Here is a 22,867-nt window from a genome sequence, read left to right on the forward strand (position 1 = left end):
GAAGGAGAAATTGCATTATGAATCCAGATAATAAAAACAATCAAGTAAACTCTAAAAAAAATACTCTAGTTAAAACTGGGATTGTCAGTGTAGTAGCAGGGCTACTTGGCGGAGGAATCGCTTATGCTGGTTTATCACAAGTCAACAATAACGATTCAAATAATGCTCCACAAACTGCTGTGGTGCAGCCTACTAAGTCATCCAAGTCCAGTAGTAATAACTCTCAGATGACAAATGCATTTAATGATGTTAAAGCTTCAGTTGTATCTGTAATCAACTTAAAACGTCAATCTGCACGCTCAAGTAGTTCTGATGAAGATTTGTTTAATAGCTTGTTTGGAGATTCAAACTCATCATCTTCTTCAAGTTCAAATAGTAAAAAGGCTAACTTGGAAACATATAGTGAAGGCTCGGGCGTAATTTACATGAAGTCAAATGGTAAGGGCTATATTGTTACTAACAATCACGTAGTATCTGGTAGTGACGCAATTCAAGTGGTTTTAAGCAATGGCAAAAAAGTATCTGCCAAAAAAGTTGGTAGCGATGCAGAAACTGACTTAGCCGTTTTAACAATAGATTCTAAATACGTAACTCAAACCGCACAATTTGGTTCATCTAAGAATTTACAACCAGGTCAGCAAGTTATTGCCGTAGGATCACCTTTGGGAAGTGAATATGCTACTAGTGTTACTCAAGGAATTATTTCTGCTAAAAACAGAACGATCAGTGTCCCTGACGAAAATGGAAATGCGACAACCCAAGCTACTGTTATCCAAACAGATGCCGCAATTAATCCAGGAAACTCTGGTGGACCATTAGTAAATATGCAAGGCCAAGTTATTGGGATTAACTCAATGAAGCTTTCTCAATCAACTGATGGAACTGCAGTTGAAGGGATGGGCTTTGCAATTCCTAGTGACGAAGTTGTTTCGATTATTAACCAATTAGTCAAAAATGGTAAGATTGACCGTCCGCAATTAGGCATTAGAGTCGTTTCTGTTAACGAGTTAACTGAATATGGTAGACGAAAGCTCAACTTGCCTTCAAGCGTTAAAAGCGGCGTTTATGTCGCTTCTGTAAGCAGTAATGGTAGTGCAGCTAAAGGTGGGATGAAAGCGCGCGATATCATTACTAAAATTGATGGTAAAGAAATTAATGACGTAGTATCTTTGCACACAACTTTATACAGCCACAAGATTGGTCAAACTATCCAAGTTCAAGTTTTGCGTAACGGTAAGACCCAAAATCTGAACATCACATTGAAAAAATAAAATAGATAATGTTATCGATTGATCGTAAATAAGCCATGAATTAGTAGCTTGAAAGCGCTAATCATGGCTTTTTACATATAAAAAAGTTGTGAAACTGAAAATAGTTCGGAATATAGGCTTGTCAAGAAAACCACAGATATCCACGGCTTGTGGGTAACTGTGGAAAACTCTGTGGATTGTGCATAAACTCCTGATTTTGGTTTGGGATAAAATGTGGAAAACTTGTGGATTGTGTGTAAACCAATTTTATTAAAAAGTATGTTAAAACATCCGTTCAACGCATTAGACTGGGATTTGTAACCAAAAGTTTGTAAAAAGACCAAAATATTTGACAAATGTGGAATAAGTTTTTTGAAAAAATTTTTTCACTCAAGCAAACTACAATTTATAGTAACGAACAGATCTTTGCCCCAAAATATTGATTAACTTAATCCACAGTTTGGGGATAAGTCTTGTGGACGAGATGTCAATTTGAGGATAAAATGTTAGAGATAGTAAAGGAGTTTTTATGAATATCAAGATTGTTTGTGTTGGAAAGCTTAAAGAAAAATATTTTAAAGATGGAATTGCTGAATACATGAAGCGCATGGATCGGTATGCCAAAATGAAGATTATTGAAGTTCCAGACGAAAAAGCCCCCGAAAAGCTTAGTCCTGCTGAAATGGAGCAGGTTAAGCAAGTCGAAGGCGAGCGAATACTAAGTAAAATTAAAGATAAAGAGTACGTTTTTGTAACTGCAATTAAGGGCAAGCAGCGTACCAGTGAAGAATTTGCAAAAGAAATCCAAGATCTAGCAACATATGGGCACTCTGATATTACGTTTGTAATTGGTGGAAGTTTAGGTACCAGTTCCGCAGTTAATAAGCGTGCTGATGATCTGATTTCTTTTGGTAAATTTACTATGCCACATCAATTGATGCGACTAGTGCTGAGCGAACAGATTTATCGTGCATTTATGATTAATAATGGAAGTCCGTATCATAAATAAAGTTCCCCAACTGAATATCAAATATATAAAAAGAATAAGATTGGTTGAAAGCTAATAAGCAGCAGGATAAAGAGTAACCAGTCTTTTTTTGTTAAAGCAATTGGATCAATAATGCTTCTAGCTTGAGTTTCGCGAAATCCATGAGCCTGCATGGCATCATTTAAGCCGTCAGCCCAAGAAATGGCGGATAAGATGGCCTTAAAATATAGGCGTGGAGAGTAAAACGATAGGTTCATTGCGCGCATCTGACCAGCGGCATGAATTCTTTTAACTTCTTGACCAATCTTAGGTAAGACATTAAAAGCTGCTAGTGTTCCATAAGCAAATTTAGTTGGTAGGTGCATATTTTGCTCAAGACTACGACTTAATTGCGTTGCTGTAGTTGTTTTAGTTAAGCAAGCTCCCAAAAATACGAAGGTATAAAGCCTGCTAAACAGTGTCCAAGCGTAGATTAAGTCGTGGGCAGGTGAATAGTAGTAAATTGCAATAAAAATAGCTATCGCTGCAATTAAGGGGACAAAAATTAGACCCAACAGCTCTTTTAATGAAACCCGGTGGATGAATAAATAAATTAAAGATATAAAAATCAAAATTAAGTTTGCGAGCAAGTTTGCCTTAAGCGAAACTTCAAGTGAAATAATCAAAACTAGAAATAGTTTTAAGCTTGGATTCATAAAGGCCTCCTAATGGCTGACGTATGTTAATTTTTTATCTCTTAGATGCAAATGATAGTCACAAAGTTCGCTAATATTGTTAAATTGGTGACTGATGACAATTAAGCTTTTGGTTTGACTTAAATAATATTTTTTCAAAAATGAAATCACCTCTTGGCTGCTAGCTAAATCTAAGCCAGCAAAGGGCTCATCTAAAAGTAAAACATCGGGGTTGGCAAGGACCATCAGCAAGACTTGGAATTTCTTTTTTTGCCCACCAGAAAGTGAATATACTACTTGATCGCGCCGGTTTAACCCCCAGCTTTTTAAAATATGTTGGATTTTTTCTTCATTGAGTAAACTGTTAGCATTATGTTTTAGCGAAAAGTCAATTTCTTCCCCGACTGTCACCATTAAGAATTGATCGTCAGAATTTTGAAAGACTTGGCTAACGTTGCGTAAATATTTTTTGGCCTTTAATTTTTTGACTTCTTTATTTTGATAGCTTAACGAACCATTATAAGCTAATAATTTAGTTAGTACTTTAAATAATGAACTTTTACCTGCTCCATTTTCGCCTGTTAATAAAACACTGGAATTTTGGGGGAGGTAGAAGTTGCTTTTAGCAACTAAAGTTTTTTCCTGAACATAGGATAGATTCCTGCTTGCAAATACGAGATTTTCTTTAGCGGGTATTTTGAAAGCTAATTCCATTTTAGATTTAGGACTAAAGAGAGTTCGAGTTTCAGTTTCATCAGCTAAGGCCAAAGTTTTATTTTTGAAAAGGTAGACTTGATCGCACATGTCTTGATAACCATCTAAGTTGTGATCGACGGCGATGATAGTGCAGCCGTAATTTTTAAAAGTAAGCAGCTGTTTTTGTAGAAACTCACGATTACGTTGATCGCAGCTAGCAAAAGCTTCGTCTAATAAAAGTAAATCAGGTTTCATTGCTAAAGCGACGGCAAAAGCGATTCTTTGTTTTTCTCCACCTGATAAGTTGACAATCTTTTTGTGCAAAAGATCCGAAATGTTAGTAACTGTTGCGACCTCTTTGATAGTTTTTAAAGCGCGGGCGCGGCTGATTTGTAAGTTTTCTAAAGTGAAGACTAGTTCTTGGTAAGCAGTTGCCATTGTAAATTGGCGGTCTGAATTCTGAAAAACCATTGACCATTTACAAGGAACATTTTCTATTTGACCGCCGATAATTTTACCTTGCAAATTCAAGCCAGCAATAAGTCTTAAAAGCGTTGATTTGCCGCAACCTGTCGGTCCCGTGATTAGTGAAAAACCACCCCGAGGGATGGTTAAGTTAATATCATTTAAAATGGGTTTGTTTTTATCATAGCCAAAACTTAAATGGCTAATCTTGAGTGGTTTGTAGGTTGATGACATGAGATCTTTCTAATAAATTTACGATTAACTTTACTAAGACGCAGCTGAAGAGCAGCATTGAAATCCAGCGTACTACAAAATACAAAATCATATTGAAGATTGAAAATTGATTGTAACCATTTTTAAAAAAGTCATATAAGTAGGTAACAATCGTAGTTGTTGTAGCTGATAAAAATAGGGTGAACCAACCGTAATGTTTGTATCCGGTTAAAGTAAAACCTAATTCGTTACCGAGGCCTTGAATAAAACCAGATAAGAAGTTGGCGGCTCCCCATTGTGCCATGGCGAAGGTTTCAACACAAGAGCCTAAAAATTCACCTAAAAATGCGGCTGCTGGCAAACGAACTATAAATCCAGCTAGCGGGCCTGCCATACACCAAATCCCCATCGTAATATCATTTGCGAGTGGTCCATAGCCAATTGGTGTTAATATTAAAGTCAAAAAGTTATAAATATTATCACTAGCGACATAAATAAACCCAAAGATAATAGCAATCAAGGTGATCAAAATAATATCCTTAACGTGTAGTGTTCTTTTCATTTTTTCCCTTTTCTAGGGGTAAAAAAAATACCCCAAAAGGGGTAACTAATAATAGTCTAAAAATAAAGCATTTTCCCTTCGCTGATGTTAGTCAGATCAGGTTCAATGGGTATATTCTCAGCCTGATGGCACCCCAAAATTCTTGTTTACGCTTTCAATAATATACTAAAAGTGTAAATCTCACAAGTATAACTAAATCCATCTTGTCAATAAGGTATAATAAATATAAAGGAAAGCACAAGGAGAGTCTAAATGGCCACTTTTTCTTTAAATAGTTATATTTTTGATTTATTAAGAAATAAACGCGATCAAAGTAATGAGGTTAGGATTGAACCTAAAGATAATAATTTTAGCTTGTATAGTCTTTATGTTGAACGTCAGCACCCGGATTCGGTTTCGTATCGCACTGATACTCCTACGCTTTTGATGTGTATCAATGGGGAAGCAAAGGTATTTACTAAAGAGCTGACAGTTAAATTAGAACCTGGAAATATTATTTTCGTAAATTCGGAAGTAAACTATGCAATTCAAATTGATAACTCAGATGCATTACTCATTAAATTTAAAATGAGGCCACGTTATAACTGGCAAAGTGAGCTAGTAAGCTTGCGTTTAGCTCATAGCCAAGAAAAAAAGTTAGTAGCTCTGTTTTTAAATCAGCTTAAGCAAAATGGATATTTCTGTTTTAAAAATACTTCAGTGATGTGGCCAAGCCAGATCTTAAAAGAACTTATTCAAGAATATGTGAATGGTAGTTTGTTTATGGGACCAATGGCTAAAAGCTATGTGAGTTTGATAATTTTTTCATCATTACGTATGCAGCACTTTGTGATGCCGCAAGAACAAGAGGCTCAAGAGTTTAAAGATCGTTTATTAGATGAATATATCAATGCACATTATAATGAGATTTCCTTAGAAAAGGCTGCTAAGTACTTTGGTTTTAATAAGAATTACTTCTCAAGTATGATTAAAGAAAAGACTGGAAAAAGCTTCGTAGACCATGTTGATGAAAGACGCATGAGAGAAGCCAAGCGTTTATTAGCTCAGCCCGATGTTTCATTATATGAAATTATCACGCGGGTCGGTTATTCGAGTAAGTCTTTCTTTTATAAAAAGTTCAATCGCTATTATGGAATGACGCCAGCAGCAATGCGCAAAAAGCTTTTCCAAGAAGCAAAAATGAATTTGAAATAGGATTAAAAAGATGCAACGCTTTTATGAACCCCGAAATTTGGACAAGAATTTCGAGGTTTTTTATGTCTAAAAGATAGGGATGCAGTTTTTTGCGCAAAAAAATGAAGATGTCATGTCAGACATCTTCTCAACAACATATTTAATTTTTTCTCTCAAATGTTTTTCTTTTTATCGGATCATCCAAATCCGGTGCTTAATTTTTGTGCTTATTAATTGTGCTTAATTATCTTCTTAATCGATAAAGACATGTGTTAAATTATTACTTACTTGAATTATCTAATGTTTGCGTTAACGTTGAATACTCGCTTGTTTGCTACGTAGCGACTTGCAACACCCATGAAGTGAACCGATACTCTTTGGTGGTTGTTCTTCATATCTGAGAAGCTTAAACCAAACATCTTAGTAGGAGCATCGTAACCTTTAAGGCTTCTCAAACCAAGTAAGTCACCTGCATGTTCCCATTCAGTGTAACGGCCAGCTAAACCATATTGAGCAGCAGTTCCGTAGTAGCCACCGAATAACATTTGCTTAACGTTGAAGTAAACTTGTTCTTTCAATGCGTACATTGTGCGGTAAGTGCCATGGAATTGGGAAGTAATTGGAAGACCAGCTTCATCTTCGTAAACTTGACCAGCGTTCTTTAAGCCGCTGGCAACTGCTGCACGGGTGATACCTGCAACGTAGTGGTTTGGATCCCAAACACTCTTGTTATTGTCGTGGTATTCTTTAGCAACTCTGTCGGCAAAAGCCATAGCTGACTTGTTAAGAACCCAAGGTTGTTTGCCCATTTGAGCTCTAGCTGAGTTAATCAAGCTTAAAGCGTAACGGTTGATTTCAAGTTTTTGAGCCCAAGTCATGTTAGTAGTATTAACCATTTCTTGCTTGTCGCTAGCTTTGTTATCGTAGAAGGTATTTTGTTTCATACCGTTCATAGAAGCTTGAATTAAAGCTTGCTTATCTTTAGCAGAAATACGATTGTTGTTAACGTTTAAAATTCTTTGCTTGGTGTAACCAGCAGGAAGTTTAATAGTTGTTTGCTCAATAGTAGCAGCTTGAACAGTGCTAGTTTCAATTGGGCTGATTGGGCTATTAACATTGTTAACAGCGGCAATACCGCCGATTGTTAATAGGGAAGCAATTGAAACTTCGGATAATAATTTAACGTTTTTCATAATAATCTTCTCGACTTTCTAAATTACCTAAGTAAGTAACATGTTTTTCTCTTTTAAATCTCTCAACAACTGTATAATAACAGGTATTTGAGGCTTGTCTAGCTGTGTATATATTTAAATAACATTGATAGTTATTTAATGATGACAAGTGTTATTCTTGTCTAAGCGGGTAGAACTCATTAGGTAATAGACGTTATTTATAAAACAGGTGATTAAATAATCGAAAAATAATTTTTGAAAAAACGCAAATATATAAAATAGTGTATAAATGACTACTGTTATGCCAAACACAAAGATTTATTATAATAAAAAATAATGTTATTGATAAAAATATACTTATTTAACTATAAAAGAATGTTTATGGAATCTTAGGTATAAAGTCGCAATCGATAATTGTATAGAAAATATGTTATTTAAATTACAAATTATGTTATTTTTAAAATACCTAAATGACAATAATATATAAGGACGGTGTGCATAAAATAAATACAAAATATAAAGACTCTATAATTTTGTTATTTATTTAATTAAAAAAAGATGGAACTCTTTGAAATTAGAGTTCCATCTTTTTGTCTTATCTAGTATTCGTCTAAAAACTAAATAGTAGTTAATGCGTTGTTTCCGCCCTTGTAGGCAAATTCGCGTGAAATTGAACTAGCGCTTACCCAAGCAATAGGACCTAAATCGTAGCCATTGTAGATACCTTCACGTTGACCACTACCACCTTTGAAGAAGTGTTTGTTCATGTAAAGTGGGTCGTGTACTAAGAAAGTATTGTTAGCTGGATTATAACCAAAGATTACCTTACAGTGGTTTCTTGCCCATTGTTGGCCAGCAACACCTTTACCGTTACCGTTGTATGATGACCATCCGTAGTAAAGAACAGGGTGACCAGCTTCAATTAACTTCGCAATGTTTCCTAAAGAAACACCAGAAATATCTCTAATCTTGCTGTCGCCTAGAGCATGAGCATAGTTAGTCAAAGCTTTTGAGTTGATAACAGCAGTAAAGCCGGCGCCGTTATAAGGATTACCATCTTGACCACCTTGAGCTTTATTGCGTGGTAAGTGATCTTGCATGTATCTTAATTTTGCTTCTTCGCTTGAGCCTGGAACATTCTTCCATGTGCCGTCATATTTCATAAGCATTGATAAAGCAGCTGAAGCACAACCCCATGGAGCAAATACTGGGTTGTATTGAGTAGTGTAGTATTCACGAGAAGAAGCGTTGTTCTTTAATACGCGTTCTTTACCATTAGCAACACCTTCGATTACCCAGTGGGCATCAACCCATTGATTACCACCTAAGTTGTAGTAAAGGTTGTTGTTAACAGTCTTTTTGCCAAATGTTGACCATGCAGTTCCGTTAGCTAGATGACGACCTGCGTAGCGCATTGCATTATTTCTTTCGTTGTAAAGAGCAATGCCGTAGTGTGGAGTATAGCCAACAACTACAAATGAACCCTTAGGAAGGGCAGTCATTCCATTAGTGGAAGCAGTTGGTTTGTTTACTGGAGTGTTAGCTTGTGGAGTTGCAACAACTTTTTTGTTGTTAGCAGCATTAACTAAGTACTTACCGTCAACCCATTGGTTACCACCAAGATTGTAAAGGCGCATGTTCTTTTCAGTTAAGTCAGTATATGAAAATACCTTCCATTGAGAACCACTTTGTAATCTACGTGGTGCAATCCAGCTTAATGAATTGTCGTCATTAAGCTTCCATAAGTTAACACCGTAGCCTTTAATGTAATTAATTTTACCAGTGAACTGGTCAGCAACTACTTTTCTAGTATTAGCTGGTTTAGCTGGTTGTTGGGGTGTCTGATTAGTTGCTGGAGTTTGGTTAGCTGCATTTTGATTTTGGTTTTGATTAGCAGCTTGATCCTTGTTTTCACTGTTGTTAGCAGTTTCAGCAGCTGGTTGAGCGGCTTTGTTTTGCTCAGTGGTAGTGGTTTGGCTAGTTGCAGCGGCATTTGTAGTATCAGTAGTGTCAGCTTTAACGACATTAGAATTTACAGCAAATAATCCGGCAGCAAAAAGCGTAGATAATAAGATTGCAGATCTATGTTTCATGTCTTTTCCTCCGAAAATTGATTCCAATAAGAGATTCTAGCATAATTTTAATAACGTGTAACTAGTAAATTTTCTCTCTGTAATGTTTGAATAGAGAATTTGTTTTTATTATTATCTGAGAAAATACCATTAATCTGCGAAAATTTTTGTTTCAAAATGAAATAACATATATAAATTGCATACTTATAACTGTTATAAAAAAACACTTTATTAAAAAGCACAAAATAGTAAAATAAGAAGAATGAAAATAAAAAAGTGAGGTAAGTATTAATGAAAAAATGTCCGAATTGTGGATCGCTAATGGATGCTAGTGTTAATTTTTGTACTAGCTGTGGAGCAGATTTGAGACAAATTCCAGTTGAAAATTCTCAACAAAATCCTGCCCAAAATCCTCAGCCAGTGCAGCCAACTAGTCCAGCTCAACAAGCTGCTCCAGTTCAACATGAAAATCCAACCAATGTTCCAAATCCTAACTTGCAACAAACACCACAACCAGCACCAAGTCGTACCCAAACGACTGCTCCTGCGCAACCATCTGGTTTTGCTCTTTACTGGGACTGGTTAGTTGCTTCTTGGAAGACTCCAACTGCTGCTTTAAGCAAGGAAAAATGGTATGGAGCTGTTAATATTTTAGCTGAAATTTTGCTCGTAGCTATTGCTTGCTGGGAAATGATGCAAAAAGGTGTCAGTTCTGTAACGTCTGGAATTGGTTCACTTATTCCGCAAGTATCTAGTTATGCTAGCCAGCAAGTGCAAAATGTGGGTGTTCAATTATTCTTTGCACTTTTGATTGCCTCATTAGTGATGATTCTTGGTGCTTGGGCAACACATGCATTTTTATTTGCGGATCATAGCAGCTTTATCGATCAAATAAATGACATTGGTCAAGCAAGTAACTATAACTTGATTATGGCTGTAGTTGTGTTTGTTTTAGCCTTTATTGGTGGCGCTAATGGTTTTATTGGATTTTTAATGTTAGCTATGAACATTGTTTTCTTAGCCAGTGTCATTGCAAGCGCAATGGGTAATAAAACAGCTAAGCGCGATCGTTTATTTGGTGCTTTGATTTTACTCGTAATTATCTTAGCAGCAGTTTTGATTTTTGCTGGTATTGGAGCTAACGCTGTTAAGTCAGTTGGTATTTAATTTAACTATGCGTACAAAAATAAGCAGGTGATTCACCTGCTTATTTTTATTACATTTTTTCTAAACGTTTAATGCGCTCACTTGTAGGTGGGTGGGTATCAAATAAACTTGAAAAACCTTGCCCATTTTTAAATGGATTTTCAATGTACATCCCTGCACTTGAGCGATCGGCTTGCTTCATTGGACCACTGTCTGAAATTTTTTCTAAAGCTGAAATTAGTCCTTGAGGATTCCGTGTTAATTCAACACTTCCAGCGTCAGCTAAATACTCACGATTCCGCGATAATGCCATTTGCGCTAAACTTGCTGCGATCGGACCTAAGATTAAGACAAAGACAATAGCGACTAATTTAAAGACTATTTCGATAATATTAGAATTATTGTCGCGATCATCATCACGAGAACTAGATGGACCAAAACACCAGATGTAGCGTGAAGCAAAGCTGGCAATAAATGAAATGACACCAACTAAGACGACACCGATCGTGGACACTAAAATATCATAGTTTCTTACGTGTGATAATTCGTGTCCGAGCACGCCTTCAAGCTCTTCACGATTTAGCTTTTCACGTAATCCTTTAGTCACTGCAACACTGCTATGTTTAGGATCGCGTCCTGTAGCAAATGCATTAGGACTAGGATCATTAATAATATAAACGCGCGGCATCGGAACTTGGGCAACCAGCGCCATATCTTCAACAATATGCCAAAGCTCAGGATCGTCTTGCTCTTTGATTTCTTGAGCATGGTTTAAATCCATTACAAGATTTGCGGGATTTTGTAAAACAATAAATAGATAAATCAAACTCCCAATTACTGCCCAAATTATTCCGACAATTGGCTCGTCACCAATCATATAACCTAGCCCTGCACCAACCAGAGCCAGGATAAGAACAAAAAGAATTAATAAAAAGGCAGTTTTACGCTTATTTTGTGCGATTTGCTGGTAGAGCATTAGAACTTAACTTGTGGAACCGCCTTTTCTTCAGTTGGTGTCTCAAGGTAGTTCATCTTGGTAAAGCCATGAAGCTTTGCAACTAGGTTAGATGGGAAGGTTGCAAGTTTTTGATCAAAAAATGCAACAGTTGAATTGTAAAGCTGACGTGAGTAAGCAATTTTGTTTTCAGTATTAGTTAACTCTTCTTGAAGCTTTAAGAAGTTTTGATTTGCCTTTAAGTCTGGATAATTTTCAGATAAGGCAAAGATACTCTTCAAAGAATCGGTAATTTGATTAGAAACCTTCATTTGTTCGGCGTGGTCACCAGCAGGAATATTAACTAGCTGATTACGTAATTGAACAACTTTTTCAAAGGTGCCGCTTTCGTGTTTTGCGTAACCTTTAACAGTTTCAACGAGGTTAGGAATTAAGTCATTACGACGTTTTAATTGAACATCAATTTGACTCCATGCTTCTTCAGCGTGGATTTTTGCTTTCTGTAAGCCGTTATAAATCGCAATGTAAATTGCAACAAGTAGAACTAAAATGATGATAATAACCCATGTAAGTCCCATAATTGTTCCTCTTTCTAAAATAAAAATCTTTTCAATATTTTAACAAATTAATGAATGATCGTATATAAAAAAGAGATGCGCAGACACCTCTTTTAATAATTCTTAAAGTACAAAATCTAAGACCAGCCAGCCTAAGATCGTTAAGACAACTAAGCCGATAAATTGCAGTCCAGTAAACACCCAGAAAAACTTTTTCTTAGAAACGGTTCCATTTTCTGAAAAACTCTTAAAGACTAACATGTTGGCCATTGATCCAACGATTGAGCCAAAACCACCAATGTTTGAACCCAAGAAAAGTGCTTCGGCGTAATTAGTGAACTTACCAATTAAAATTGTAGATGGAACATTGGAGATGAATTGACTGGAAATAATCGAAGTCAAAAATACTGAATGTTCTGAGAACATTGTCTGCTTAATAATCCACACAATAAATGGAATTTGCTGAATATCACTAATAAAAATGAAAAAGCATGTAAAAGTGAGCAGCAATGCATAATCTAAATGTAGCAAGATAGTTGGATTAATGAACAATGCTAAGGCAATTGCTACAATTGCCGGTACGTAAGCTGGTACCACATTGAAAACACCAAAGAAAAAGAAGATAGCCGCAGCAATTGTTAATGCTGTTGGGCGCCAGCTGATTTTGATATCTTCTAAAGGTACTTCTGGTAGCTTAGTATCTTTCACAAAAAATATTAAAACAACTAATATAATTGCACTGACTATTAATAACGGTAAGGACCAAGAAAAGAACTTTCCTGGGGTTACGTTATAAGTATTAACAATAAAAATATTGTGCGGGTTACCCCAGGGGGTAAAGGCAGCACCAATATTTGCTCCCATACCAATTAAAGTTACTGGTAAGATCTCAGGTAAGTGATTTCTTCTAGCAATTGTTAGGTATAACGGAATCAAAGTTAATACAGTAATATCATTAGTCAAAAACATTGCCGAAATTACAGACAAAGCTGTAAAAATTGCCGTTAAACGACGTGTACTTCTTGCACTTGTTGTGAGCTTATATGCTAGAACGTCCAGTATATGCAAGTAGGCAAAGATTTGAATAATCGTCAGCATTGCTAAGATGGAGAATAAGGTGTGAAAGTTAATATCACCAATCCGAGGCCTAGCAAAAAATAGACTGATAATCGTTAAAATGACCGTAACCTGAAGGATTCGGTCTTTAGCGATATTCTTGATGACGGTCATTAAGGTCCCCTCTTAAAAATAATTCAACATTTATATTTTGAACTCTTTTTCCTTAGATCGCAATGGTTTTTCATGACGCAAGTCACTTTTTTGTGATTTTATGTAAGCAAAATACTAAGAAAACAGTCCAAAAGTTGCTATACTTTAGTTAGTAACTTACATGGGAGGTTAAATTATGATTGATGAAAAGAATTTAAAAATTAATATTAAACCTGAAGCTCAAGACGTTATTAAGTCTAAAGTCCAACCTAATAGCGTAGTTTTACTAGCTTTAAATGACGGATCAAATGGTTATTCAAAATTAGGTGGCACTTGCACTATTGGCGCTGATTTTCAATTAGTTATCTTGGAGCAAAAAGATCCAGCTTTTAATTTAAAAATTGAAAATAATATGGGCTTAGATTTATATACTTCAAAAGATGAATTGCAATTTTTGGACAATGGTTTGGTTTTAAACGCTAGAAACAGTGTCTTATCTTTATCAAGTGATGAGGGAATTATTGATGGATCCGTTTCAATTGATAAGTTTGAAGGGAAGAAACTTTCAAAAGAAGAAATGGAAAAATTAGGTGGAAAGATCTGTTAGACTAAGAAATCCTCTTCAAAGTCTTGAATTGGCGTAGTTTTTCGTGCTATGATAATAAAAGATTTTCGAAAATTTTAAATTGAGAGGAAGAATAGATCTATGCGTAAAGGTGAAAACTATAACACTGGTGTTACTCCTAACTTAAGACCTAAGAACAAGAGAAACTCAAAAGCTCGTGTTAAGAGAGCAGCAGAAGTTGTTGCATTCTTAAACCAAGCAGCAAAAGATGAAAACAAGTAATTAAATTTACTTAACGAAGATGCCGTTAGGCATCTTTTTTTTGTTGGAAAAATATATTTGCAAGTAGGGCTAGGATTTGCTATGATAGTAAAAATTTTAGACAATTTTATAAGTTTTTAGATTTAGGAGGAGCAAGTTTTTATGGGTTTAAATGCATATATTCAAGGTTTTAATAGTTTAGAGTCAATTGATCGCGCACCAGGTTATTTTAAGTATCAACATCATTCAGTAGCTGATCACTCTTTTAGAACTGCGGAACTTGCTCAAATGATGGGTGACATTGAGGAAGTAGTTGGTAAGCAAAAAATCAACTGGAAGGCTCTTTATGAAAAAAGCTTGAATCACGATTATACTGAAAGATTTATCGGCGATATTAAAACACCAGTTAAGTATGCAACACCTCAGTTAAGAAAAATGATTGGGGATGTTGAAGAGACAATGACTGCTAAGTTCATCAAAGAAGAAATCCCTAAAGAATTCCAAGAAATTTACACTAAACGTTTGTCTGAAGGAAAAGATGATACTTTAGAAGGTAAGATTTTGTCTATTTGTGATAAGCTTGATCTGCTTTATGAAGCATATGGCGAAATTGAATTGGGCAATCCTAATCCAGTTTTCATGCAAATGTTTAAAGAAAGTCTTGAAACGATTAAAAAGTTTGATGATTTAGTATGTGTTCAATACTTTATCAAGAAGATTTTGCCAGATTTATTTAAGGGCGATTTTGCAGGTAAGGATAAGATGCAAAGAATCGCATTTAGTATTTTGTTAATGGGAGAAGATAAATAATTGAAGTTTGAATGTGCTTCATGCGGATTGCGCATTGATAGTTTGCATTTTAAGCAAAAAGGGCTAATGAACCCAAAACTAACTAGTATTTGTGATATTTGTATTCAGCACCAGCTTGATCCGAAAAATTTTGAAAATAAAGTTATTCAAGATATTTCCCAGGTAATGCTTTATGGCTTTTCTGGTAAAAAAACCGACTCTAGACAATTAAAAAAGGCAGAATACCTAGTTGATCGCACGCAAAAAAAGCAATACGAGGCTTTGATTCAAGATTTTGATAGTAATGAAGTAGCACAAGCGCAGATTGACAGGAGAGACTTTAATCAGGCAATTATCGATAGTGAAGATGGCAAAATTAATTATGTACCCAAGCTCGGAGTCGACTTTGCGGTTAATATGGAAAATTTAGGCTTGAAAGCTGATTTTTCTTTAAATGAAGTTGATTATATTGATCGTGAAAGGATTCGCGCTAGGTATAATTATCGCTGCCAGTATTGTGGTAGACGCGGCAGTAGTGTTGATCACAAGGATCCGGTGTCTTTATCACACAATAATAATTTTGATAATTTGATATTGTCTTGTTCCGAATGTAATACTATTAAATCTAACATGCCTTATGAATTATTTATCAAGCTAAATGATCGAATTTCTGGTATTAATAAAAAACTTGTTAAATATGAAAATACTCTAGCCAATTTAAAAGAAGAGTTTGCACAAGCTAAACGATATTTAGCCGGGCAAGTTCATTTGCGTGGGGTGGTTAGTGACCCTGAATTAAATGCAATTCGTAAGCAAAATAAAAAGCTTCAAGATGCAATTGATAGTTTACAAAGTGATTATGATGCTTTGCGTAATACTAGAAAAAGCTATTTCGAAGCCGGATGGAAGTTAGAAACAGAACAAGAAAATCCAGATATTATCTAATTTAGAAGCTACTTATGATTGAAAATCAAATCATAGGTAGCTTTTTATTTGTCTTGTTTTTAATTTGCAATAATTACGATTATTAGAAATAAAATGGTAGGTAATTCAGAATTTTTCTAAAAAATAGCAGCCTCTCTAATCTAAGAAAGGCTGCTATTTGCTTTAGAAACATATTTAGCTTTAATCATTACTATTTAGTTTACGATAGCCAAAGTAAAATTGGATGCAGGCCAATACAACGTTAACCCAATTAAGGCAAATAAACCAGTCAGCTAAAGCTCCTGGATTGTGGCTAACGCCGTAGTATACCCAAAAGCCAATGATGATTGCGCAGACATTGATCCAAGCAAATGTCTTTTGGTAGCCTTGTTTATTAAGAACAAACCACATCCAAATAACGTTAATAATAAACCAAATCAACAGTATCCAAAATACAAAGGTGAACATAATTGTAACTCCTTTCCTTCAAGTAACATGTATCATCTCTTCAATAAACAGTATGAATCCGTGACCGATCTAATTCAATTAATTGCACTTTTAGAGATAGTAAAAAGGATTCCAACTGATACAATCCCACCAAAGTGGACGATTGAAATACATAAAGTATTCAATTATTCACGAAGATGGGATGTATCACGCAGGAATCCTTTCTTTAAAATTGTTCACGTCTAAAGTTACGTAAGAACTTTTGCGTTTTTTCTTCTTGAGGATGGTTAAAGATTTGATCTGGCGTTCCTTGTTCAGCAATCACACCATCGCTCATAAATAATACTTTATCAGAAATGTCACGAGCAAAGCCCATTTCATGAGTAACGATTGCCATTGTTAAACCAGTTTTAGCTAAGTTACTCATAGTATTTAAAACTTCACCAACCATTTCAGGATCAAGAGCACTTGTTGGTTCATCAAAAAGTAAGACTTCCGGGTCCATCGAAATAGCTCGGGCAATAGCAACACGTTGCTGCTGACCACCAGATAGTTGACTGGGTTTGGCGTCAATAAATGAATCCATCCCAACCTTTTTTAAGTTCTTAATTGCAGTTTCTTTGGCTTCACTCTTGGAGCGACCTAGAACCATTTCTTGTCCGATCATGCAATTTTGAAGAACATTTTTATTATTAAAAAGGTTGAATTGTTGAAATACCATCCCGACTTTTGAACGATAAGTATTTAGGTCGAACTTAGGATCTAAGATGTTATTTCCGTGAAAAAGGATTTTTCCACCTGTTGGCTCTTCTAGTAAGTTGATACATCTAAGCATAGTAGATTTACCACCACCGGAAGGTCCAATAATTGTCATGATTTCGCCTTGGTTAATGTTAAAGGAAATATCACGCAAAACTTTGTGGTCACCATAATTTTTTTGTAAATGTTCTACTTGTAAGATATGTTGTTCGTTATTATTGTTCATGTTCAAATCCGGTCTCCTTTGGATCTTGTACTTGAAGTTGGTTAGCCATTAAGTTGTAATTCTTAGGACCTTCCAGTTTTCTTTCAATGAAGTTGAAGATTCGAGTAATTGAGAAAGTAAGAATCAAGTAAATCATTGAAATAATGAAGTAGGTTTGGAAGAATTCGAATGTTTGACTGGCAACAGTTGTACCAACAAAGAATAATTCTGATACTGAAATAATACTTAATACGGAAGTATCCTTGATGTTAACGATAAATTCGTTAGTAATTGATGGTAAACAGTTCTTGATAGCTTGTGGCAAAATGATGTGCCACATTTGTTGAGAGTGGGTCATACCCAAAGCACTTGCAGCTTCAAATTGTCCTTTTGCAGTTGCATTAATACCACCACGGATAACCTCGGCTAAGTAAGCACCTGTGTTAATTGAGACAATTACTAAAGCAGCTACAGTTCTATTTAAGTTTAAGTGCCATAATTGAGCGATTCCATAGTAGATAACAGCTGCTTGAACCATCATAGGAGTACCACGGAAAACTTCAATATAAACCGCTAATATCCAATCAACAATCTTTAAGCCCCACTTCTTACCAGTTGACTTAGGGGTAGGGATAGTACGAACAATTCCTACTAATAAACCAATAAAGAATCCGGCAGCAGTACCAACTAAGGCTAATAGTAAAGTCATTCCGACCCCACCTAAGATCATGCCACCATATTGACGCATAATTGCCATAAACCAGTTTTCCTTCTTAGTTGAAGTAGAAGAAGAACTGCCGGCTTTAGGTTGTTCTTTAATAGCAGTAGCCATTAATTGGTTACGCTTTTGAGTAGAAATTCCTGCTAAAACATCGTTAACGCTATTTAAAAGCTTAGTATTGCCTTTCTTAACACCGATACTAGTGATTGAATCGTCTGCTGGAACAGTAAAGCCAGACATCTTGTTTAAGTTAACTGCAACGATATTTGGATTTACTCTGTGGTAACTTTCATATTCAATATCTTCAGCTACATAACCATCAATTGTACCGGATGATAGACTTTGACGCATTGCTGAAAAGTCACGCATTGCAGGTTCGCGCTTAGCACCTTTGAGTTGCTTAATTAAATCATAGTGCAAAGTACCTTGTTGAGCAGTTAGCTTAGCACCTTTGAAATCTTGTAAGTTCTTAGCAGTTGCATATTTGCTAGCTTTATTAACAATAACTACAAAAGTACTTTTACGATATGGATTAGAAAAGTTAATTGCCTTTCTTCTTTCAGCAGTAGGAGACATACCGGCAATAATCAAATCAATCTTGCCAGAAGTTAATGCAGGCAGTAACCCATCCCATTGCGTTTTTTCAACTACGACGCGACGGTGAAGTTTTTTACCAATGATTTTGGCAATTTGGACGTCGTATCCATTAGCAAATTGCTTAGAACCATCAATTGGAACAGCACCATTTGCATCAGTTGTTTGTGTCCAGTTGTAAGGAGGGTAGTTAGCCTCCATACCAATTTTTAAGACCGGCTCTTTAGAAGCAGCCTGAGCTTGGTTTGAGGTAAAATGCAAACCAATAAATAAACTTAGAATTATAGCCATTAGGGCAGTTAGCCATGTTGTTTTTGACTTCACTTTGAAATATACCTCCAAAAAATAATTTCAAATAAAGCCAATACAATAAAAGCGTAAATAAAAACCTCGTTGTTAACCAAAACAACGAGGGTAAATCATCAGTACTTAAACCAAATCATATAGCGCTCCCTGGGGACTACCAGGACAGTCCGCAAGATTTTGTCTTGCGGCCCAACAAGCTTAACTCACGAAAGTCTCGCTTATTTCGGCGAAAGCCCTAAAAATAATGATCATAGTCTTCGTGAACTCACATTATTTTCGTGACTGTCGCAACCTCTATTGCATTGGGGATTTATTTAACTGATGAAAAGATTAAACGATATCTAATTTTTTGTCAATACAAAACCGTGATTTTCTTTGATATCTTTTTTCTTAATGTCAGAAACATAAGGATTTCCGCTAACAATAAAGCGTAATTCTTTCTTGGCCCACTTGGGATCTGCTTGACTCACACCTACTCTTGGTAAAGCGATGATTTTTTCAATTTTCTTTTTATGATTTAAATCAATATCAAAAGGTGAGTCTTGTAAGGGATGAAGATCCCACTTGCGGCTAGTAATGCCAAACGCCTGCATCATTTTGCCGGGACCGTTAGTTAGTAAGGTGCCATTTTTGCCGTGGCGATTTTTAATCATAGTTTCAATCCCCGTTTCAGGCTCAATTGCTCGAATTAAAACTCCCTCAGGCTCATTTTCCTGCTGCGTTGCGACATCGAAAAAGAAATATTGACGCTGTGAATAAATATATAAAGTGCCGCCAGCACGGTATAAGCCTTCATTTGCTTGTGAGCGACGACCGTTAAAAGAATGAGCTGCACGATCTTTTACGCCGACATAAGCTTCTGTTTCAACAATGGTTCCACTTAGAATTTCTTTTCCAATGTCAAAACTTAGCCTGCGTCCTAATAAGTCTTGAGCGATAGCAGCTGTTGAGCGATTTGTAAAAAATGGATTTGCCTTCATTATTTTTTTCACTTCTTAGTTATAGCGTTAAACTAATTCTAGAATAGAAAATAAAAAAGGAAAAGTGATTACTATGCCTGAAATAGAAGTTGTTAGAATTTATGATCATAATCAGCCTGATGGTTATCGCATTTTGGTAGACCGTCTTTGGCCCAGAGGAATGAGTAAAGTACGTGCTCATTTGGACAAGTGGGATAAAGAAATTGGACCAAGCACTGATTTGCGCAAGTGGTTTAATCATGAAGATGATAAGTATCCGACCTTTAAAGAAAAATACTTTAAAGAGCTTGATAAAAATTCTTATACAAAGGAATTTATCACTGATGTCAAAAATCATTTAACAAATGAAAATGTTTTATTTTTATATGGTGCTAAGAACAAAAAATGCAACCAAGCGGTTGCATTAAAAGAATATGTTTTAAATCATTTGAATTAAGGCATTCTTTTGCCATGGCGAGCTTGTCGCAGATAGTGAAAAAGAATTGTAAGAGCCACTGTTGAAAAGACAATTGCTGCAAAAACAGTATCGGGAAGCTTGAAATTGAGCGGCGGAAGCGAAATTAAGAGCTTTAAAGCGATAATCGCAATTAAAACATAAGCCATTGTTTGTAGTTCAGGAATAATTTCCATTAGCTTAATAATTACTTCGGCAACGCCTCGCATACATAGAATCCCAATCATTCCACCAATCAAAACAACGACAGGATTATTTGACATAGCTAAGGCAGCTAAAACTGAATCAATCGAAAAGACAATATCCATTGATTCAATCGAGATAACAGTTCTCCAAAATAAGGACAAGCGATGCTTGCCTTTTTTTAATACTTTTTCTTTTTCATTAGCTTCTTTTTTCTTTTCTTCAGCTGCAACTTTTTCTGGGTGCCGGACATCATAGAAGTACTTATAAACTAAGTAAAATAGATATAAGCCACCTAATAATTTAACTTCCCAGAAATTAATTAAATAAGTACCAATTCCAATAACAATAAACCGAAAAAGGTATGCTCCCCATAAACCGTAAACTAATGATTTTCTTTGTTCTTCTTTATCGGGTAAAACTTGAGTTTGAGCAGCCAAAACTACTGCGTTATCAACAGATAATAAGCACTCCATCAAAATTAGCGTTAAGATCATCATCCAATCTTTGCCACTAGTTAAAACGTGTGCCCAATTTCCACCATCGAAAAAAGGTTGGTAGAGTCTAAGAATTTGCATTCAGATATCCCTTCTCTAAGTTAATTAGACGGAGTTTTTCTTTCGCACCCATGCGATAGCCGCCTACTTGCTTATCATTAAGGATAACACGATGACTAGGAATAAAAATTAAATTTGGATTAAGAGCTACTGCATGAGCAACTGCACGAACAGAAGTTGACCCATTGATAGCGGCTGCTAAATCTCCATAAGTTACAGTTGAGCCATAGGGAATTTTTTGAATCATCTGAATGACTTTATTTTGAAATGGAGTTCCAAAAGTACCATAGTCGATTGGCAACGTAAATTTTTTTCTCGTTCCAGCAAAGTATTCTTTGAGCTGGCGGATATATGGTGCCACTCTTTTTGGATCATGGACCATCATTTGATTAGGATAAAAAGTATAAATAGAAGAATATTTGGTGTCATCTTTTAGGCCAACGAATGCAAGGCCAGTATTGCTGACTGCAAGTTGGTAAGTCCAGGGCTTGATTTCAACATTGTCATAGTAATAGATATTTGAATTAGAGAACGGCATTAAATCGCACCCTTTCTAAAAGTTATTCCATGAATAGTATACTATAAAAATAACATTATAGTATACCAAAAGTGACAAAGTGTCAGTAAATACCCATTAAAAAATAACATTACATCAAATTTTTAGCTTTGAAAAGGTGGCTAAAGCATCATCAATAATTGAATTTACCCCATCATTATTAACTATTCGTGTATTATTTAGAACCCATATTTTTGTATCAGGCTGACGATAAGATAACAATTGGGCAAAAGGATATACCACAAAACTAGTACCACAGATAACAATCATATCGCTTGAGCTAACTGCGTTGACAGAATCTATAAGTTTTTTCTGATCTATTGCTTCTCCATAAAGTACGATTCCAGGTCTAATGATGCCGTTATCTTTTTCATGAAGATAAGATTTTTTATATTCTTCATAACTAATCTTTTCGTGACACTTTGTACAATAAATGTCATATAGATTACCGTGAAATTCGATAACGTGTTTATTACCAGCTTTTTTATCAAGACCATCAACGTTTTGTGTAATTAATTGACCCTTTTGATTGCAACTGGCTGCAATTTTTTCATGGATCAAATTTGGCTTAGCATTTGGAAAATACATGTTTTTCATCACAAAATCATGAAATTTTTCGGGATGATGGTATAAAGTATCTTCACTAAGTAACACTTCAGGACTTTCGCTTACGCCATTATAGATGCCAGTTTTTGAACGATAGTCCGGAATATTTGAGTGTGTTGAAACACCTGCACCTGTTAAATAGGTGATGTGCTTAGCGTTATCCAAGTCTTTTTGCAATTGAATGATTTTTTCATCATTTGTTTCAGTCATCTTTAGCCTCCGCTTTGGATTTTTTTAATAATTTGCTACAATTGTTAACTAACTTTCGTAATTCATTATAAGGCTAAGTCTAAAATTCTTCTGTTATAATGTATTCAAGTATATAAGCTAGGTGAAAAAAGATGACACTATTTTACATTGTGATTTGTATTTATCTTGTTGGATATTTATTTTATAGCTGGTATTGGCAGGCGATGATAGATTATCGTGCCCGTTTCAGGATTTCTTCGGTAATCTGGGCCTTAATTTTCTTATCCTTAGGATTCTCCTTGGATTACTTTAACGATCCTAATTTAGTAATGAATGTTTTTATCGCAGCCTTTTTGGTAATTAGCATTGTTGACGGCTTTTCTGGTTTAACCAAGAAAAGATTAGTTATTAGTGGCTACTTCAAGCGCACGATTAAATATAGCGATGTTGCTCATATTACTTTGATTCAAGTTCCAACAACTAATAAGCCAACTGTGATGGCAATTTTTCAAACTAATCGCAGACAAGCGTATTATTTACGTTTTTCTAGACAGATTAGTGATGTGATTATGACATTGAGAAAATATGTCGGCTCCAATGTCGGAATTGAAGTTAGACAAATAATGTAAAAAAAACAGA

General features: G+C 35.4%; 25 protein-coding genes and 2 riboswitches. Of the genes, 10 read left to right on the forward strand and 15 right to left on the reverse strand.

Annotation, left to right across the window (positions count from 1 at the left end; all coding sequences use genetic code 11):
- Positions 1-17 precede the first annotated feature (17 nt).
- Positions 18-1,271 carry a S1C family serine protease gene (locus Q0Y70_RS01935; RefSeq protein ID WP_297815866.1) on the forward strand — a complete coding sequence of 418 codons (1,254 nt, stop codon included), beginning with the start codon at positions 18-20 and terminating at the stop codon, positions 1,269-1,271.
- A 508-nt stretch (positions 1,272-1,779) separates the two neighbouring features.
- Positions 1,780-2,259: a 23S rRNA (pseudouridine(1915)-N(3))-methyltransferase RlmH gene (gene rlmH / locus Q0Y70_RS01940; protein ID WP_297815869.1), complete on the forward strand. Its 480-nt coding sequence runs from the start codon at positions 1,780-1,782 to the stop codon at positions 2,257-2,259.
- Positions 2,260-2,276: 17 nt separating this feature from the next.
- Here the strand turns inward: rlmH and Q0Y70_RS01945 are convergent, their stop codons facing one another.
- The 3 genes from Q0Y70_RS01945 to Q0Y70_RS01955 are packed head-to-tail and all read right to left on the reverse strand — an operon-like array spanning position 2,277 to position 4,848.
- Positions 2,277-2,933 (reverse strand): energy-coupling factor transporter transmembrane protein EcfT, encoded by a 657-nt coding sequence (locus tag Q0Y70_RS01945; RefSeq protein WP_297815872.1) that lies wholly within the window; start codon positions 2,931-2,933, stop codon positions 2,277-2,279.
- A 9-nt stretch (positions 2,934-2,942) separates the two neighbouring features.
- Positions 2,943-4,307, reverse strand: a complete 1,365-nt coding sequence (locus tag Q0Y70_RS01950) for an ABC transporter ATP-binding protein (RefSeq protein WP_297815875.1) — start codon at positions 4,305-4,307, stop codon at positions 2,943-2,945.
- Complete coding sequence (locus tag Q0Y70_RS01955; protein ID WP_297815878.1) at positions 4,276-4,848, reverse strand: ECF transporter S component; 573 nt, start codon at positions 4,846-4,848, stop codon at positions 4,276-4,278. Before Q0Y70_RS01955 ends, Q0Y70_RS01950 begins: the two co-directional genes overlap by 32 nt.
- Positions 4,849-4,904: 56 nt before the next feature.
- Positions 4,905-4,994, reverse strand: a riboswitch (TPP riboswitch).
- 106 nt (positions 4,995-5,100) lie between these two features.
- On the opposite strand from Q0Y70_RS01955, the gene Q0Y70_RS01960 reads away from it, so the two are divergent.
- The gene (locus tag Q0Y70_RS01960) at positions 5,101-6,042 is read left to right on the forward strand and encodes an AraC family transcriptional regulator (RefSeq protein ID WP_297815881.1); all 942 of its coding nucleotides are present in this window, start codon (positions 5,101-5,103) and stop codon (positions 6,040-6,042) included.
- A gap of 272 nt (positions 6,043-6,314) precedes the next feature.
- Here Q0Y70_RS01960 and Q0Y70_RS01965 read toward each other — a convergent pair whose 3' ends face one another.
- Together Q0Y70_RS01965 and Q0Y70_RS01970 are read right to left on the reverse strand one after the other, a co-directional pair.
- Entirely contained in the window at positions 6,315-7,217 is a 903-nt protein-coding gene (locus Q0Y70_RS01965) for an SEC10/PgrA surface exclusion domain-containing protein (RefSeq protein ID WP_297815947.1), read from the reverse strand.
- A gap of 593 nt (positions 7,218-7,810) precedes the next feature.
- A complete protein-coding gene (locus Q0Y70_RS01970; protein WP_297815884.1) occupies positions 7,811-9,286 on the reverse strand; it encodes a C39 family peptidase in 1,476 nt (491 codons plus the stop codon).
- 270 nt (positions 9,287-9,556) lie between these two features.
- Here Q0Y70_RS01970 and Q0Y70_RS01975 point away from each other — a divergent pair, with 270 nt between their 5' ends.
- Positions 9,557-10,432, forward strand: a complete 876-nt coding sequence (locus Q0Y70_RS01975; RefSeq protein ID WP_297815886.1) for a DUF6574 domain-containing protein — start codon at positions 9,557-9,559, stop codon at positions 10,430-10,432.
- A gap of 49 nt (positions 10,433-10,481) precedes the next feature.
- On the opposite strand, the gene htpX is transcribed toward Q0Y70_RS01975, so the two are convergent.
- From htpX to Q0Y70_RS01990, 3 genes are all read right to left on the reverse strand, one after another.
- Entirely contained in the window at positions 10,482-11,387 is a 906-nt protein-coding gene (gene htpX / locus Q0Y70_RS01980) for a zinc metalloprotease HtpX (protein ID WP_297815887.1), read from the reverse strand.
- Positions 11,387-11,944 (reverse strand): LemA family protein, encoded by a 558-nt coding sequence (locus tag Q0Y70_RS01985; protein WP_297815888.1) that lies wholly within the window; start codon positions 11,942-11,944, stop codon positions 11,387-11,389. The genes htpX and Q0Y70_RS01985 overlap by 1 nt, the downstream gene beginning before the upstream one ends.
- 102 nt (positions 11,945-12,046) lie before the next feature.
- The gene (locus Q0Y70_RS01990; protein ID WP_297815890.1) at positions 12,047-13,153 is read right to left on the reverse strand and encodes an SLC13 family permease; all 1,107 of its coding nucleotides are present in this window, start codon (positions 13,151-13,153) and stop codon (positions 12,047-12,049) included.
- A 175-nt stretch (positions 13,154-13,328) separates the two neighbouring features.
- Between Q0Y70_RS01990 and Q0Y70_RS01995 the strand changes: the two genes are divergently transcribed.
- From Q0Y70_RS01995 to Q0Y70_RS02010, 4 genes are all read left to right on the forward strand, one after another.
- Entirely contained in the window at positions 13,329-13,739 is a 411-nt protein-coding gene (locus Q0Y70_RS01995; protein ID WP_297815892.1) for an iron-sulfur cluster biosynthesis family protein, read from the forward strand.
- A 99-nt stretch (positions 13,740-13,838) separates the two neighbouring features.
- Complete coding sequence (locus Q0Y70_RS02000) at positions 13,839-13,979, forward strand: hypothetical protein (protein ID WP_008470201.1); 141 nt, start codon at positions 13,839-13,841, stop codon at positions 13,977-13,979.
- 141 nt (positions 13,980-14,120) lie between these two features.
- Positions 14,121-14,768 carry a YfbR-like 5'-deoxynucleotidase gene (locus Q0Y70_RS02005; protein WP_008470200.1) on the forward strand — a complete coding sequence of 216 codons (648 nt, stop codon included), beginning with the start codon at positions 14,121-14,123 and terminating at the stop codon, positions 14,766-14,768.
- Positions 14,769-15,692: an HNH endonuclease gene (locus tag Q0Y70_RS02010; RefSeq protein WP_297815899.1), complete on the forward strand. Its 924-nt coding sequence runs from the start codon at positions 14,769-14,771 to the stop codon at positions 15,690-15,692.
- Between the two features lie 180 nt (positions 15,693-15,872).
- On the opposite strand, the gene Q0Y70_RS02015 is transcribed toward Q0Y70_RS02010, so the two are convergent.
- From Q0Y70_RS02015 to Q0Y70_RS02030, 4 genes are all read right to left on the reverse strand, one after another.
- Positions 15,873-16,139: a hypothetical protein gene (locus Q0Y70_RS02015; protein ID WP_297815902.1), complete on the reverse strand. Its 267-nt coding sequence runs from the start codon at positions 16,137-16,139 to the stop codon at positions 15,873-15,875.
- Positions 16,140-16,344: 205 nt separating this feature from the next.
- Positions 16,345-17,103: an amino acid ABC transporter ATP-binding protein gene (locus tag Q0Y70_RS02020; protein WP_297815904.1), complete on the reverse strand. Its 759-nt coding sequence runs from the start codon at positions 17,101-17,103 to the stop codon at positions 16,345-16,347.
- A complete protein-coding gene (locus Q0Y70_RS02025) occupies positions 17,093-18,721 on the reverse strand; it encodes an ABC transporter substrate-binding protein/permease (RefSeq protein ID WP_297815907.1) in 1,629 nt (542 codons plus the stop codon). The genes Q0Y70_RS02020 and Q0Y70_RS02025 overlap by 11 nt, the downstream gene beginning before the upstream one ends.
- A gap of 112 nt (positions 18,722-18,833) precedes the next feature.
- Positions 18,834-19,008: riboswitch (Lysine riboswitch) on the reverse strand.
- Positions 19,009-19,044: 36 nt separating this feature from the next.
- Positions 19,045-19,683: a DNA-3-methyladenine glycosylase gene (locus Q0Y70_RS02030; protein ID WP_297815911.1), complete on the reverse strand. Its 639-nt coding sequence runs from the start codon at positions 19,681-19,683 to the stop codon at positions 19,045-19,047.
- Positions 19,684-19,756: 73 nt separating this feature from the next.
- Between Q0Y70_RS02030 and Q0Y70_RS02035 the strand changes: the two genes are divergently transcribed.
- Positions 19,757-20,119, forward strand: coding sequence for a DUF488 domain-containing protein (locus Q0Y70_RS02035; protein WP_297815914.1), 363 nt, complete (start codon positions 19,757-19,759; stop codon positions 20,117-20,119).
- On the opposite strand, the gene Q0Y70_RS02040 is transcribed toward Q0Y70_RS02035, so the two are convergent.
- From Q0Y70_RS02040 to Q0Y70_RS02050, 3 genes are all read right to left on the reverse strand, one after another.
- Positions 20,116-20,898 (reverse strand): TerC family protein, encoded by a 783-nt coding sequence (locus Q0Y70_RS02040; protein ID WP_297815917.1) that lies wholly within the window; start codon positions 20,896-20,898, stop codon positions 20,116-20,118. The two genes, Q0Y70_RS02035 and Q0Y70_RS02040, sit on opposite strands and share 4 nt — an antisense overlap.
- Complete coding sequence (locus Q0Y70_RS02045; RefSeq protein WP_297815920.1) at positions 20,885-21,415, reverse strand: methylated-DNA--[protein]-cysteine S-methyltransferase; 531 nt, start codon at positions 21,413-21,415, stop codon at positions 20,885-20,887. The genes Q0Y70_RS02040 and Q0Y70_RS02045 overlap by 14 nt, the downstream gene beginning before the upstream one ends.
- 114 nt (positions 21,416-21,529) lie before the next feature.
- Positions 21,530-22,249 (reverse strand): NAD-dependent protein deacylase, encoded by a 720-nt coding sequence (locus Q0Y70_RS02050; protein WP_297815923.1) that lies wholly within the window; start codon positions 22,247-22,249, stop codon positions 21,530-21,532.
- A 131-nt stretch (positions 22,250-22,380) separates the two neighbouring features.
- On the opposite strand from Q0Y70_RS02050, the gene Q0Y70_RS02055 reads away from it, so the two are divergent.
- Positions 22,381-22,857, forward strand: coding sequence for a hypothetical protein (locus Q0Y70_RS02055; RefSeq protein WP_297815926.1), 477 nt, complete (start codon positions 22,381-22,383; stop codon positions 22,855-22,857).
- Positions 22,858-22,867 lie beyond the last annotated feature (10 nt).

The organism is uncultured Lactobacillus sp., assembly GCF_947367085.1.
Lineage (GTDB): Bacteria > Bacillota > Bacilli > Lactobacillales > Lactobacillaceae > Lactobacillus.